Here is a 14,916-nt window from a genome sequence, read left to right as displayed (position 1 = left end):
CATCATGATGCTGCCGGTAATCGCCTATTATTTGGTCTTTCATTACGCACCCATGTACGGGGCGCTGATCGCGTTCAAAGATTATTCGCCCATGAAGGGCATTCTGGGCAGCGACTGGGTCGGATTGAAGCATTTTCATGACTTTTTCGGCAGCTACTATTTTTGGCGATTTTAAAAAATACGGTCTTGATCAGCCTTTATACGCTGGTTTTTGAGTTCCCGGCGCCGATCATACTGGCACTCCTGATCAATGAAGTACGCAGAAAAAATTCAAACGCGTCGTCCAGACGATCACGTACATGCCGTATTTTATTTCGCTCGTCGTCATTTGCGGCATCATCACCGATTTTACGAACGCGGACGGGCTCATCAACCGCCTGTTCATGTTCCTAGGCTATGATGGCCAGGCCATGCTGCAAAAGCCCGATCTGTTCCGGCCCATCTACGTGCTGTCCGAAATCTGGCAGCGGATCGGCTGGGAATCGATCATTTATATCGCTGCGCTCATGAGCATCGATCTGGAGCAGTACGAAGCGGCCCGGATCGACGGGGCCAGCCGTCTGAAGCAGATGCTGTACATTACACTGCCCGGACTGCTGCCGACCATTATGATCATGTTCATTCTCCGAATGGGGAACCTGCTCAACGTCGGGTTTGAAAAGATCATTCTTCTATATAACCCGGTTACATACGAAACGGCAGACGTCATCTCCTCCTTCGTATACCGCAAAGGCCTGCTGGAGTTCGGCTGGAGCTACAGCTCCGCCGTCGGTTTGTTCAACTCGGTCATCAATCTCGTCCTCCTGATAACGGCCAACGCCATCAGCCGGAGGGTGAGTCAAAACAGCCTATGGTGAGGTGGTAAGCTTGAAAACAGAGAGCGGTTGGGGTGACCGCATATTCAATGTCATCAACTACGCCCTGATGATTTTTCTGGTCGTCGTGACCTTGTATCCACTGGTGTATGTATTGTTCGCATCCTTCAGCGATTCAGCCCGGCTGCTCGGCCACAAGGGCTTTCTGTGGCGTCCGCTCGGCTTCAGCCTCGACGCCTATAAGAGCGTGCTGGACAACCCGGGCATCGGCATCGGCTTTCGCAATACACTGTTCATACTGGTATTCGGGGTAGCGGTTAATCTGCTGCTTACCTCGATGGGCGCTTATGTCCTGTCGCGCAAAAACGTAATGTGGAACAAGGTGTTCATGTTCATTATCGTGTTCACCATGTTCTTCAGCGGCGGTCTGATCCCGCTGTATCTCGTCGTCAAAGGCGTGGGCCTGCTGGACACGCTGTGGTCCACGATCATTCCGTTCGCCGTCAGCACGTTTAACCTGATCATCATGCGGACGGCCTTCATGGGCATTCCGGACAGCCTGGAGGAATCGGCCAAAATCGACGGCGCGAATCATTTTACCATTTTGTTCCGGATTATCATCCCGTTGTCCATGCCGGTCATCGCCGTCATGATTCTCTATTATGCGGTGGACAAGTGGAACGGATGGTTCTACGCGTCGGTGTTTATCAAAGACAGAAACCTGTTTCCCCTGCAGCTGGTGCTGCGTGAAATTCTGATCTCCAACTCGACCGACAGCATGTCATCGGGCGCTTCGGCTGGAGACCGGTTCCAAATCGGGGAAACATCAAATACGCAACGATTATGGTGGCGACCGTGCCTATTCTGTGCGTGTATCCGTTCCGGGCGTGCTGTGGCTGATGTACGACATGACCGGTGAGGATAAATACCGGGAGGCTGCCTGGAACTGGGATGAAAGGTTGTCGGAACTGTGGCTCGCTCCGAATCATTACGATCATGATGTCGGTTTTCAGTTTTTGCCGACCGCGGTCATCAAGCATAAGCTGACCGGAGACAAAGACGCGGCAAGACGCGCGCTCCTTGCCGCCGGCTTCCTGGCCGGGCGCTTCAACCCTGCCGGCCGGTTCATCCGCGCCTGGAACGGCGACAAGACCGGCTGGTCGATCATCGATACGATGATGAATCTGTCGCTGTTGTTCTGGGCATCGGAACAGAGCGGCGACCCGCGGTATGCACATATCGCAGGGCAGCATGCGGATACAGTCGTCCGCCATTTCGTCCGCCCGGACGGGTCCGTGCATCATATCATCCGGTTCGATGCCGAAACCGGCGAAGCCGCCGAAGCGATCGGCGGACAGGGCTTTGCGCCGGATTCGGCCTGGAGCCGGGGGGCGGCCTGGGCACTATACGGTCTAACGAATGCGTATCGTTATACGGACCGTCCGGATTACCTTGCGGCAGCCCAGCGGGTGGCGAACTTTTTTATTTCGCATCTGCCCGAGGATGGCGTGCCGTACTGGGATTTTCGAGCGGAAGCAGTGGAGGCCGAGGGCGGCATCGTGCGAGACAGCTCGGCCGGCGCCATCGCGGCGTCCGGATTGCTGGAGCTCGCGGAAGTGCTTGGCGATATCCGGGGAAGAGGATATCTTGATGCCGCGCAGCGGATTCTGCATTCCCTGTACACGGCGTACGGAACATGGAATGATCCGGATCATGAGGCCGTCCTGCTGCACGGAACCGGCCATAAGCCGGTATTACAAAACGTGGATGTGTCTCTCATTTACGGCGACTACTTTTTTATTGAGGCGGCCGCCAAACTGAACGGATGGAAGCACCGGATCTTTTAAAAAGATACGGATAGCGAGTTGATGCCGGATGCATGACCGCCTGTCCATTCATCCGCATGAGCCTGGGTAGACCGTGAGGTCTCCCGAGGCTTTTTCGCGTTAATTCCGTATCCAGCCAGGGGATATTACGCTTTTTATCAACCGGATTGCACTTTTTATCTATACGCATCCCAGGCGATATTCGATATAATGGGTGTCTAATCAATCGAGACAAACTATTGAAGTATGGGTGATGGTCTTTTGCTGAACATTCAAAACCTATGGCGGAAACGGGAGAGCATCATTGTCACCTGGCTCGTATCATACAGCGCGGTGCTGTTTGTTCCGATCGTCATCAGCCTGGTGATCTATGCCCAGGCGAGCCATGCGCTGAAAAGCGAAATCCACCGGGCCAACGATTCGCTCCTGAAGCAGATGAGGTATACGATCGATAATCAGATCGACCTGATGAAGCGGTTGAATATGGAAATGACATGGAGCCCGAATTTGCAGCATCTGATGTATTCCAGCATGCCGGCTCAGTGCCATACACGGCATATCAGNTGTGAATGAATTCAGGCTGTTTAAAACGTCGTATGCTTCCATTGACGAGTTTTACGTTGTTTCCAGACGGGACGGCTCGGTGTACAGGTCCGGAAATATCCGCGACTTGAAATCCGCTTTCTATACAATTCACCAAACCGGTGCGCTCACATTCGAGCAATGGAAGAGCGAAGTATTGAATGGGACGAGCAATTCCTTTATCGTGCTTCCCCATGCCAATGCGGCTGATGAACATACGGCAATCGCCTATATTACGCAGCTGCCGAAAGACATGAACGGGCAGAGCACTGGCAGCGTAGTGGTCATGTCCGATACCCGCCGGTTCCAGGAAGCGGTGGAGGGCATTTCGGGTTTCAGCGGTGCGACGCTGCTCATTTTGAACCATAATAACGAGATTCTGATGTCCAACCATCCGGACTCGGAGGAGCTGTCGCCATTTCTGAATGGTAAGCGGATTCAAACGGATTCCGCGCAGGCTGGATCGTCGGAACTGTTCTCAATCAATTCCTCTGTCTCGGACCTGAAGTACGCCCTGATCATCCCGAGCGGAATCTATTGGGAAAAGGCGGAATACGTACGTAATTTTACGTATGTCAGCATACTCGTAAGCCTGGCGGGTGCCGGCGTTCTGACCTGGTTTTTTATGCGCCGCAACTATTCGCCTGTACAGCAGCTGGTCGAGTCCCTCAAGGATGAAAACACCGACCGTAGTTATGCCGATGCGAACGAGTTCCGGTTCATCCAGAAAGTCGTCACCCGCACCCGGACTGAAAACGACGAGATTTCCATGCAGCTGCAAAAGCACCAGCAGGTGCTGAGGTCCAATATGATCAACAGGCTGCTGAAAGGCAAACCGGATACACTGGTTCCCTATGAGGATGCGTTTCGCTCGTTTCAGATGAAGCAGGTATCCACGGAATTTGCCGTGCTCCTGTTCGTCATCGAGAACGAAGACAAGCTGTACGAATTTTTGCCGGGCATCGACATGAATGAACGGAGCAAGTTGATCCATCTGATCATATCCAATGTAGTGGAAGAGCTGGCGGAAAGGCAGGGACATGCCGGATATGTGGTCGAAACGGATGACATGATGGCCTGCCTTGTCAATTTGAAAGCGGATACTTCCGGATGGGAGCACGATCTTCATGACATCGCTGCCGAGGCGCAGCGGTTTCTGGAGCGGTATGACATGGAACTGACCATCTCACTGAGCGGACGCCATGCTTCCTGGATCGGCATCTCCGAGGCGTACCGAGAGGCGGTCGACGCGATGGAATACAAGATGGTCCTCGGCAAAAAAGGGATCATCGCATACGAGGACATCCGTGCCGACAGCACTGCAGACATCGGTTACGGCTATTATTATCCGCTTCAAATCGAGCAGCAGCTAATTAATGTGATCAAGGCGGGGGACCTGGATGAAGCCGCGTCGTGTATGAACGAGATCATTGAGAAAAATCTGGACAAGCCTGTCATGCCGCTCACACTGGCAAGATGCCTGATGTTCAATCTCGTCGGGACGATGATCAAGGCGATCAACGAGCTGGGCGAAGGGAGCGGCGGCATCACGCTTGCCGACAACCCGCGCTGGATCGACGATATTATGGCATGCGGCACGCTTCGGGAAATGCAGGAGAAGCTGCAGTCCCTCCTTCAGGAAGTGTGTGCCTACGCATCAGCTAAACGTTCATCCCACGTATCTAGGGAGCGGGAGGATTCCCTGCGGAACCTTATTGAGGAAGTCCACCAGTACATCCAAGCGAATTACATGGACATGAACTTGAACGTCAACGCGATCGGCGAGCATTTTCAGCTGAAGGGGAGCTATCTGTCGAAGCTGTATAAGACCCAGACGGGCGAAGGCATACTGGACAGCATTCATAAATACCGGATCGAGCAGGCGAAACAGCTGATGCGGACCAAGCTCGAGTCGGTCAGCGAGATATCCAGGCAGATCGGATACAACGACCCCGCGACCTTCATCCGGGTGTTCAAAAAATACGAAGGCATTACGCCGGGCAAGTACAAAGAAATTATTTGATGTTTATTTCGGGAGGTACCTATGAAGTGGAAAGGTAAAGGGAGAGCGGCGGTGTGGGGATGGCTGGCTTTCATGGTCCTGATGATGGCGGTACTGCCGGCTTGCGACCGTGAGCGGACGACGCATACGGCAAGTACGTTGCCGACTGCCGAAACAACGCTGATGGCGGGAGGAGGCAAAGGTTCGTCCGCCTCGGATGCCAAGCTGACCTATTGGGCTGAACTGAACGGCAACGCGGCGGGGATCAAGTCCACCTTTAACCAGGTGCCGTTCTTTCAGGAATGGCAGCGGAGAACCGGCGTCCAGCTGACGTTCATCCAGCCTCCGGCCAACCAGGCGAAGGAAGCGATCAGCGTGCTGCTGGCATCAGGCGATCTGCCGGATATGATGGAGTACGAATGGATCAATTATCCGGGGGGACCGAGAAGGCGATCAACGACGGCTATATTCTTCGCCTGAACGAAGCCATCGATCAGTACGCCCCGAATTGAAGCGGTACCTGAAAGAGCATCCCGATATCGATATGCAAATCCGTACAGCCGGAGGCAGCTACTACGCATTCCCGTTTATCCAGGGAGACGACAAGCTGCGGACTTACCAGGGACCGATTATCCGCAAGGATTGGCTGGATGAGCTGGGCCTGGACGTACCTGTGACGATCGACGATTGGCATACGGTGCTCAAGGCATTCAAGGAAAAGAAAGGCGCGGAGGCGCCGCTTACCTTCCTTGGCGTACCGAACCCGCTGTTTGGCATCGAGGGTGGAGGGTTTATCGGCGCATTCGGAATTAAGAAAGGCTTTTACCAAGAGGAGGGAAAAGTCAAGTTCGGCCCGGTTGAGCCGGGGTATAAACAATTTCTGTCCCTGTTCCGGCAGTGGTACGCGGAAGGGCTGATCGACCCGAACTTTGCTGCCGTGGACTCCGAAACACAGGATACGAGCATGATCCTGAGCCGGAGCGGTGCTGGCATTTGGAATGCGGGCGCCGGCATTGGCACGTGGCTGCCTGTTATGAAAGCGCAGGATTCGTCGGTGGAACTCGTTCCGGCGCCCTATCCGGTGCTTCAACGCGGGGACCGGCCCGAATTCGGGCAGCTGGCCCCGGCTGTCGGATCCAGCGGGGTGGCGATTTCCGCGAAGAGCAAGCATGTCGAAGAAGCGGTCAAGATGCTGGACTACGGGTACGGACCGGAAGGACATCTGCTCTTTAATTTCGGCATCGAAGGGGTCAGTTACGAGATGAAGGACGGGTATCCGGCGTATACGGACGTCATTTTGCACAACCCGGATAAGCTGGCGCCGTCACAGGCGCTGGCGATGTACACCAGGGCAAGTTATTTCGGACCTTTCGTCCAGGATATCCGTTACATGGAACAGTATTATTCTCTTCCGGAACAGAAGGAGGCGGTCCGGGTGTGGTCCGACACGGATGCGGCGCTTCATACGCTGCCTGCGCTTCCGACCACGGAGAAGGAGAGCACCGAGCTGGCGGTGATCATGCAGGAAGTCAACAAGGCCGTAACCGAAATGTCGCTGAAAATCATTATTGGCATGGAGCCGGTATCCGCTTTTGATGAATACGTGAAAAAAATCCGGCTGATGAATATCCAGCGTGCCATCGGCATAGAACAGCAGGCGCTGGACCGTTATCGCGCATCCGTATCCAAAACAGGCGGGAACACCACCGGTTGACCGTGGAACGGGCTGTCCCGAAACCTACGATTTTATGCCTTTCCTGATAGCCGGAACCGCTGCTGACAAGACGTGTTAAAGGCAAGGCCGGAAACGAGACGCTTGCTCAGCCAATAACAAAGGATCAGCGATACGGCTAGCAGGGCCAGATTCGCCCAGTTCAATGCATGATAGATGCCAGTCCAATTCATGATTCTCTCCAGCCTGTACACGTTGACCAAACTTTCCGCATGGAGGAAAAAGAGGAAAGCGTAAATACAGCTCATCACATTCAATTTGAAAAAATAGCGCATGAAGGTTCATCTCCCATTAGTCCAGCGGTTCGCTGGGCTTCATTGCGTTGACGGATAGGCAAGCCGAGAATTGTTCAATGCGGCTGATGCCATGTGATGCTACTCCGGTGCCTTTCACAAAGCCTCATCTTTTATGGAAAATATAGGATTCCATTCATTACCATTATACCTGAATTTGATTTGTACCGGTACAGCTGTGATAAATTCGCATTGTCCCCGCAGATCGCTCCCTGTAACTTATAAGTAATGGATTTTCTGTAATCGCACATAAATCAGCGCGTTTCTAATCAAGATTTCATATTCCGAAATGAGGAGAGAAGAATGTTTAACCTGCAAAAATACATGAACAAACTGGGTATAACCCATCAAATCGACATCATGCCCGATCTGAAGCTTCTGCGTGAACTGCAATATCGGCACGTTATGCATATTCCTTTTGAAAACCTAGATATCATGGATGGGGTCCCATTATCGATGAATCCGGACATACTCTTCAACAAGATCATTGAAGGCCGGCGCGGAGGCGTATGCTACGAATTGAACGGATTGTTTCACAACCTTCTCAAAGCGCTTGGATTCAACGTATCGATGGCGGCCTGTACAGTTAAGCAGGAGGAGGGATGGTTTATCGATGGAACCCATGCCGTAAATGTCGTTCAGCTTCCGGGTGGAGATTACCTCGTGGATGTTGGCTTTGGCGGGCGAAGTCCCCGAGTACCGGTTCCGCTGAACGGCGAATTGACTGAGGACTGGGATGGAAATTGGCGCATAAGTCCGTATATAGAAGAGCAGGACCGATTTGTTTTGGAGAAGGAAACCCCAGATGAGTGGGAGATGCTGTACCAGTTGGACAGGGAGCCGCGACTGCTGGAAGATTTCAAAGCGGTGTTCGATATGACGCAGTACGGGCACGAATCGAAATTCAATAAAATACGGGTGGCCATGATTCAGACGGAGCAGGGACGCGTTACGCTGAGCGGAAACTCTTTAACCTGGGTAAACGGAGAGACGAAATCTAAAGAGGACGTCGAGCCGGAACGGATTGAGCAGGTGCTGCGCGAGCTATTCCATATTGAATGGAAGGAATGACGGTCCATTATCAGCCGGTCTCGTGAGTAGCCCGTATTGAGGCTAAGAAGACTGACTTCGTTACCGAAGGGGTGCTGCCGCTCTTCGATGAATTGGTGTAAGGCTTCGGGCGAATACTAGTTTGGTCAAGGTATTTTCGCTTGCAGAGGAGTCTTCGATTATGGACAGCAACAATCACGAGAAAAGTAAATGGGCGCTGCCTTTCCGAAAAAAATCCGGACCCCGGCTCCATAAGGACGATATCACGGTCGTGGACACCGGCAACGCCAAGAAGGCCGTCGTTGCCACCGCATTGGGAAATGCCATGGAGTGGTTCGACTTCGGAATCTACTCTTATTTGGCCGTCATTATGGGCAAGGTGTTTTTCCCGGAGATGACGGGTTCCATCCAGCTGATTTATACCTTTGCCACGTTTTCCATCGCCTTTCTCGTCAGGCCGTTCGGCGGTTTGTTTTTTGGGAGGCTGGGGGACAGGCTTGGCAGGAAAAAAGTGCTCACCATCACGTTGGTCATGATGGCGGTGTCTACGCTGTGCATCGGCCTCATCCCGAGCTACGCATCGATCGGTATTACCGCTTCGGTGCTGCTTCTGCTGGCCCGCCTGGTCCAGGGCTTCTCCACCGGGGGAGAGTATTCGGGCGCCATGACCTTCATTGCCGAATCCACGCCCGACAAGCGCCGCGGATTTATGGCGAGCGGCCTGGAAGTGGGCACCCTGGTGGGGTACATTGCCGGATCCGGATTGGTGACGCTGCTTAGCTACCTGCTCGGACCCGACCGGATGCTGGCTTGGGGCTGGAGGATTCCTTTTTTATCGCGGCTCCGATCGGCTTGGTAGGCCTGTACCTGCGGAATCATCTCGAAGAAACTCCCGCCTTTGAGGCGATGGAGAAAGCAGCCCAGGATGAAGGGAGGCAGAAAGTGCCTTTCCGGGAACTGTTAAAGGTTCAGTGGAGAGTCGTCCTGCTCTGCATCGTCATGGTGTGTTCCTTCAATGTCGTGGACTATATGGTATTGTCATACATGCCATCGCATCTTACCGCGGTGCTCGGTTACGGAGAGACGGAAGGGCTGCTGCTCATTCTTATTGTCATGTTTATCATGATCCCGATTGTGCTGTTCATGGGTTACTTCAGTGACCGGATCGGGAACAAACGCATCATCCAAGGCGGTCTGCTAGGGCTGATTGTGCTCTCGCTGCCGGCGTTTTGGTGGATCGGGAGCGGCAAGGGAGGGATGGTCTTTCTCGGTTTGCTATGCCTCGCCGTGCTGCTAACCTGCTTTGAAGGCACCATGCCGTCCGTGCTTCCGGCTTTGTTTTTTACCAAGGTCCGATATGGGGCCCTGGCGATTACTTATAATATTTCAGCATCCCTGTTCGGAGGGACCACTCCGCTTGTCATGGCTTGGCTGATCAATCTGACCGGGGAGCCCTTGGTACCGGCGTATTATTTGATCGCGGTTTCAATTATCGGCTTCGTCATCGTGACCATGTGGTTTACCGAGACCTCGGGCCGGTCACTTCGCGGTTCTGCGCCCGCGGTGGAGAAGCCGCACGAAGTTCATGAGGTGCTTCAAGAGCCGGAGGAAGCGCTGTGGTGGCATGAGGAGCAGTCGGCCATCCACGATCAGCTGTCCGATTCAGATCCGACACGTTAAGGAAATAAGGATTGCGTGATGAAATATATAAATCTTAAAAAAGGCGCTGGAACAAGGGTTCCGGCGCCTTTTTTGCTTCTTTTTCCAAATATTTTTGTGAAAGCCTTTTCAACTCTGTTTAAATGTGTTATCTTTGAGGTAATCTAATTGTGTCTAAATTGTGAAAGCAATTTGTCGAAATTGTGAATCATCGCTGATGCATAGCGTATGATATAGCATCCAATGTTTTTAAGGAGGAATTCATCATGACCTTTTTACTGCTGATTGTGTTTACCGCTGCGTTGATCGGTGTGTTGTTCTTCGGGAAGAAGCACGAGGTGTTGATTGCCAACGTCATGAATACATTGCTGCTCACGGGTCTTGCGATTGCGTCCGGAATGCATTTAAGCTCTGGCGGCTTGTTCTACCTGATTCTGATTTTCTACTACGTGGTGCCGATGTATGCTGTCATTACGCTGTTTGGTGTCATGAAGAAGAACAGCAAGAAGAACAAGAAGGACGTATTTATCAGTTCCTTTGAGCCGTCCCTCCCCGATTTGCGTGGAGAACGCGCCTAATATCCAATAATAATTAACCGCTGGGACAACGAGGTTCCAGCGGTTGTTTTATTTTGTGAACTCTTGGCAGTCTTTAGGTCCAGTGAAAAGGTCGCTCCAAATGTTCTGGAATTTTGGTAGCTGCGTTCCCTTTGGCGGCATTGATCTGGAACTGGGTCAGAAAAAGGCTTCCGCTCAAATCCGCGTCGCGGATGTCCGCGTCCCGGAAGTCGGCGCCGATCAGATCCGTGATCCGGAGGTCTGCGTCCCGAAGGTCGGCCGCGATCAAATATGCGCCTCTAAAGCTCTGGAATTTGAGATCGGCGCCTTTCAGCTTGGCACCGATCAGATCCGCCCCGCGTCCCTTCAGGTTCTTACGAGAAGATGGTCCCTTGTAACGTCGGCGTGCCTCCTCCCGAACGAGTTCACTGGTCTTAAGGAGCAGGAGGTTTACTTCGGCCCGGTGAGCGGGAATATCCAGCTTCAATATTTCCTCTGGCGGAAGTTCGGTGAGACGCTGCGTTTCGTGCAGCTGCGTTCGAAGCTCCTCGTGAATCAGGTGGGCGTCTGCATGGCTTAGCGCTTCGCTTAAATAGGCCAGAAGCTCGTGCAGCTGACGCATGACGGGAAACACTTCGAACATTTGCTTCGCCGTCTCCGGCGCTTGGCGCCAGTCTATGCCGCTATAAGTAAACTGGGAAACTTTTTGTCCGGCCCCGAAACAGTCATAAACGGTACATCCGCGAAATCCCTTTTGGCGCAGGCTGTTATGAATACCGCAGCGGAAATCGGATTGGAGATGGCGGCAGGGCTCTCCCGCCTGCTTGTCCATGGCAAAGTCGGATGAGGCGGCAAAAGGAAGGGAGACGCAGCACAGGCCGAAGCATTTCTCGCAGTCTGCCTTCAGGGCAGCTCGTCCGAAGTCTCCTAAGTCTTCAAAATGATATGGGTTTGGTTCACTCAATGTTGATATCTCCTTCATGTAAAATCAATCCGGTTTTCTTTTTACCTACAGTTATCTTACAATAAATTGAAGCATTTATCGATGACGCGATGCTTATCAGCCTGAAGCTTTCGCCAGATATACTGATACATGGAATCGAGCGGAGATTGGACTTCTTATCATCGGGAACTAATTTATCCAACGGGAGTGAAGGAGAAATGAAGATAAGCGGAAATACGATACTCATTACCGGCGGCGCATCCGGAATCGGGCTGGCCTTGGCGGAGCGGTTCGTTCAGGCGGATAACACCGTGATCATTTGCGGGCGCCGCGCAGACAAGCTTCAGGAGCTGAAGGAACGCTATCCGGATATACATACGGTGGCATGTGACCTGTCTGTGGAGTCCCACCGGCTTGAATTGTTCCGTAAGGTGACGTCCGAATTTCCGGGTTTGAACGTTCTCATCAATAATGCGGGCATTCAGCAGCGGGTTCATTTGCTCGAAGCGGAGAAAGAGTGGGGGTATTACCGTCAGGAAATTTCAACTAATATAGATTCGCCGATTCATTTAACGCTGTTGTTTATGCCGCACTTGTTAAAGCAACCGGATCCGGTCATCGTCAATGTCACCTCAGGGTTGTCCATTACGCCAGGAGCCTGGGTTCCGATTTACAGCTCTACCAAGGCCGCGCTCCATTCCTTTACCGTTAGTCTCCGGATTCAGCTGGCTCAAACGAACGCCAAGGTGATTGAAGTGCTGCCGCCTGCGGTCAACACCGATCTTGGCGGGGCGGGACTTCACACCTTCGGCGCGCCTCTTGACGCGTTTGCTGACACGGTATTTAGGGACCTGCAAACCGGTAAAGAGGAGATTGGTTATGGCGGTACGGAGGAGAGGCTGCATCTGTCTGCTATACAGGCAAGAGAGACGGCAGCCCGGATGTACGATGGCTTCCGGTCAGGTACATAACATCTTGCACACGATGCAGAACAGGAAGAGGACCTGCTGACAGGATCAGCAGGTCCTCTTTGGGTTACATGTTTTCTTTTAAAAATTTGTCGTAGTCGTTTAATGCCCGGTCTAATTTCTGACTGGCCTTGATCAGCTCCGGATCGGTGAGACATCTGCATACGGACAGTTTATTCAATTCCAACCGAAGCTCTTCAATTTTACGAATAATTTTATCCATGGTTGAACAGCTCCTTAGAAATTTTGCATCCTCCTTGCGCTCGCAGCATGCCGCAACGACAGATGCGTCAACACTTTTTTCGATCCAGCACATGATTTTTGAAAAAGAATGATACTACATTTTTCGCTAAATTCCCCTCAAATCCCTTCCGTGAAGCTGACATATTATCGAAATGTTACCCGATGATGAAATTTTTTTTTAGGTTCATAAAACCCTTCCGGCCTGGACAGCAAGATTCGATATAAATGGGTAAAATTTACATGGTATAAAGAACGAGTGTTCGTATATAATAAAAACATACGTTCGGTTAGGAGGGTCTGTCATGTCAGAAAAATATGTTGGGCAAACCGTGGAGATCGTTTATTTAGACCAGGCCGGTAACATTACGCAGCGTAAAATCGAAGTGAAAGAGATGCGCGGGAACACCGTCAGGGCGGTATGCCTGAAGACAGGTGCCCCAAGAACCTTCCGGCGGGATCGGATTCTGGCATGGCAGGTCGCAAGAACTGCCTAGGACCGGTTAGGACGGCGTCCTTGACGCAGCTCTATTCGCGCGAACTGCTTCATTAGTGAACTGAGCCTCGAAGGCAGCAGAACACAAATAAAAAGCCTAACCCGGTAAGGGCTAGGCTTTCTTTGCATATATCAAAACTTATTTCTGCAGTACCTTGTCATCGGGATCATCCATTGGTATTGGTGGTAACGGTCGCGGGCCAGCATTTTGCGGAGCGTGATCATCAATGTCGGGGATAGGATAAAGAACAAGTTCGCCGGCTTTCTGTCTCAGTCCTGGCATATCTTCCCGCTCTCGGCATACCATTAGGCAAAAGCAAAGAGAGAGGGAGGATACGGATGAACGAAATTGAACCGCAAAGTCCGGTACAGCTGGTCAGCACGCATCTGCCGGAAGGGGCTGAGCTGGTTACGATGAATACTCCAGCCGGACAACCTGCCGTGATTGCCGAGGATTTAACTGGGGATCGGGTCCCGGAGATTTCCGCCGTCTACCGGTTGAATGATGCGTTGTACTTGCTTGTGCTCCAGTTTAGCGAAGGGGCATGGAGAACGATGGCGAGGATCCAAGGCCCAGGCTATGGAGTCACGCTCTTGACCGCTGCACCGGTTACCAAGCCTGGGCGGAACAACCTGCTCGTAGGCTGGCAGATCGGTTCCATTTGGTCGAAGTTGTCCGTGTATGAGTGGACGGAGTACGGTTTGAGTGATGTGGCGCCTGCAGAAATGAGCTACAGCTATATTGACGTGGCGGATTGGCCGGGCCCTGGAGGTCCAGACGGCAGATCCGAGCTCGCACTCTGGATCCACGATACGGGCGAGGCCTACCGGACGGAGGTGCTGCGCTGGCGGGACGGGAGTTTTCACCCGGCAGAAGATGTTTACCCCGCCTATTATCCTGAAGTAGCCCGCTACTATGAACGGATGACCGAATCCTATCCGGATTATCCGTTCTACTGGTACTATCTGGCCGAGGCGCAGTATCGGGCCGGTATCCCGCAGGCGGCACTGCATTCGGTACGAAGAGCATTAGGATTTGCCCAGCCGTATCCTTCCCGGGAAACCCTTTTGACGCTGGAGAGGAAGATCCTGCAGCTGCCTCGCGTGGCGGAGCTCCTGCGGTTTTCGGTCCGAACCGCCGAAGGGATTCGGTGGGGGTATATCAACACGAGCGGTACGATGGTACTTCCGGCCAGATACGAAGAGGCGGCGGAATTTCAGAAGAACGGCCTTGCCATTGTCCGGGAACGAGGAAAATACGGATTGATCGATCAAGCCGGGATGTGGATCGTTGCCCCGGTGTATGATTCGATTTCACCGTTTTCGGAACACCGGGCCGTCGTCACGGACGGCGGCGACTGCAAGCTGATCGATGAACAAGGTAAGGTGGTAACGAAATGCGGGTACTCGTATATCGCCGATATGCGGGAAGGCAGGTCTGTATTTCGTGGAGAGGGCCATCAGGAGGAAACGGTACATATCGGCCGTTACGGCTATCTGGATTCCCAGGGATACGAGATCATCCCGGCAAGATATGAGGAAGCCGGCGATTTTGGCAGTGGAAGAGCCTGGGTCAAAATGAAGGATGGTGCGTACGCGCTAATCGGGCTGGACGGCCGCAGTCTATACGAATATGAGTTTGAGTATGCCGGTCCTCCCGGCGGCGGATTGCTCGTTTGTCAGCAGCAGGCCGGCGGAAAATACGGCTATATCGATCTGCGCGGCCAAGTCCGAATACAGCCCGCTTTTACCT

12 protein-coding genes and 3 pseudogenes are annotated in these 14,916 nt (G+C 52.7%); 12 read left to right on the top strand and 3 right to left on the bottom strand.

The annotated features are described in order from the left end of the window. Position 1: 1 nt before the first annotated feature. The 6 genes and pseudogenes from CPT76_RS13075 to CPT76_RS13055 all read left to right on the top strand — a co-directional run bounded on the left by CPT76_RS13075 (position 2) and on the right by CPT76_RS13055 (position 6,939). A pseudogene (locus tag CPT76_RS13075) lies at positions 2-857 on the top strand (ABC transporter permease). 67 nt (positions 858-924) lie between these two features. After that, positions 925-1,715 (top strand): annotated as a pseudogene (locus tag CPT76_RS13070) (carbohydrate ABC transporter permease). After that, positions 1,715-2,662, top strand: coding sequence for a glycoside hydrolase family 88 protein (locus CPT76_RS13065; protein ID WP_105444064.1), 948 nt, complete (start codon positions 1,715-1,717; stop codon positions 2,660-2,662). The pseudogene CPT76_RS13070 and the gene CPT76_RS13065 overlap by 1 nt, the downstream one beginning before the upstream one ends. A gap of 544 nt (positions 2,663-3,206) precedes the next feature. Further along, the gene (locus CPT76_RS13060; RefSeq protein WP_258168374.1) at positions 3,207-5,246 is read left to right on the top strand and encodes a helix-turn-helix domain-containing protein; all 2,040 of its coding nucleotides are present in this window, start codon (positions 3,207-3,209) and stop codon (positions 5,244-5,246) included. A gap of 21 nt (positions 5,247-5,267) precedes the next feature. Beyond that, entirely contained in the window at positions 5,268-5,705 is a 438-nt protein-coding gene (locus CPT76_RS39585; RefSeq protein WP_258168373.1) for a hypothetical protein, read from the top strand. Between the two features lie 28 nt (positions 5,706-5,733). Continuing rightward, positions 5,734-6,939, top strand: a complete 1,206-nt coding sequence (locus tag CPT76_RS13055) for an extracellular solute-binding protein (RefSeq protein WP_258168372.1) — start codon at positions 5,734-5,736, stop codon at positions 6,937-6,939. Between the two features lie 32 nt (positions 6,940-6,971). On the opposite strand, the gene CPT76_RS13050 is transcribed toward CPT76_RS13055, so the two are convergent. Continuing rightward, the gene (locus CPT76_RS13050; RefSeq protein ID WP_105443225.1) at positions 6,972-7,232 is read right to left on the bottom strand and encodes a hypothetical protein; all 261 of its coding nucleotides are present in this window, start codon (positions 7,230-7,232) and stop codon (positions 6,972-6,974) included. Between the two features lie 321 nt (positions 7,233-7,553). Between CPT76_RS13050 and CPT76_RS13045 the strand changes: the two genes are divergently transcribed. From CPT76_RS13045 to CPT76_RS13035, 3 genes and pseudogenes are all read left to right on the top strand, one after another. Next, complete coding sequence (locus CPT76_RS13045; RefSeq protein ID WP_105443224.1) at positions 7,554-8,321, top strand: arylamine N-acetyltransferase family protein; 768 nt, start codon at positions 7,554-7,556, stop codon at positions 8,319-8,321. A 160-nt stretch (positions 8,322-8,481) separates the two neighbouring features. Then, positions 8,482-9,980 (top strand): annotated as a pseudogene (proP, locus tag CPT76_RS13040) (glycine betaine/L-proline transporter ProP). Positions 9,981-10,225: 245 nt separating this feature from the next. Continuing rightward, a complete protein-coding gene (locus tag CPT76_RS13035; protein WP_105443223.1) occupies positions 10,226-10,537 on the top strand; it encodes a hypothetical protein in 312 nt (103 codons plus the stop codon). 73 nt (positions 10,538-10,610) lie between these two features. Here CPT76_RS13035 and CPT76_RS13030 read toward each other — a convergent pair whose 3' ends face one another. Then, positions 10,611-11,480, bottom strand: coding sequence for a pentapeptide repeat-containing protein (locus CPT76_RS13030; protein WP_234489231.1), 870 nt, complete (start codon positions 11,478-11,480; stop codon positions 10,611-10,613). Between the two features lie 197 nt (positions 11,481-11,677). On the opposite strand from CPT76_RS13030, the gene CPT76_RS13025 reads away from it, so the two are divergent. After that, positions 11,678-12,430, top strand: a complete 753-nt coding sequence (locus CPT76_RS13025; protein ID WP_105443221.1) for an SDR family oxidoreductase — start codon at positions 11,678-11,680, stop codon at positions 12,428-12,430. A gap of 64 nt (positions 12,431-12,494) precedes the next feature. Here CPT76_RS13025 and CPT76_RS13020 read toward each other — a convergent pair whose 3' ends face one another. Next, positions 12,495-12,650 carry an aspartyl-phosphate phosphatase Spo0E family protein gene (locus tag CPT76_RS13020; RefSeq protein ID WP_076166611.1) on the bottom strand — a complete coding sequence of 52 codons (156 nt, stop codon included), beginning with the start codon at positions 12,648-12,650 and terminating at the stop codon, positions 12,495-12,497. A gap of 322 nt (positions 12,651-12,972) precedes the next feature. On the opposite strand from CPT76_RS13020, the gene CPT76_RS13015 reads away from it, so the two are divergent. Beyond that, the gene (locus CPT76_RS13015; RefSeq protein ID WP_105443220.1) at positions 12,973-13,164 is read left to right on the top strand and encodes a hypothetical protein; all 192 of its coding nucleotides are present in this window, start codon (positions 12,973-12,975) and stop codon (positions 13,162-13,164) included. 338 nt (positions 13,165-13,502) lie between these two features. Beyond that, positions 13,503-14,916, top strand: a 1,414-nt coding sequence (locus CPT76_RS13010; protein WP_181152827.1) for a WG repeat-containing protein, incomplete at its 3' end; no start/stop codon positions are given.

Source organism: Paenibacillus sp. AR247, assembly GCF_002968895.1.
In the GTDB taxonomy this organism is placed as follows: Bacteria; Bacillota; Bacilli; order Paenibacillales; family Paenibacillaceae; genus Paenibacillus_AQ; species Paenibacillus_AQ favisporus.
This window is presented reverse-complemented; position numbering and strand designations above follow the sequence as displayed.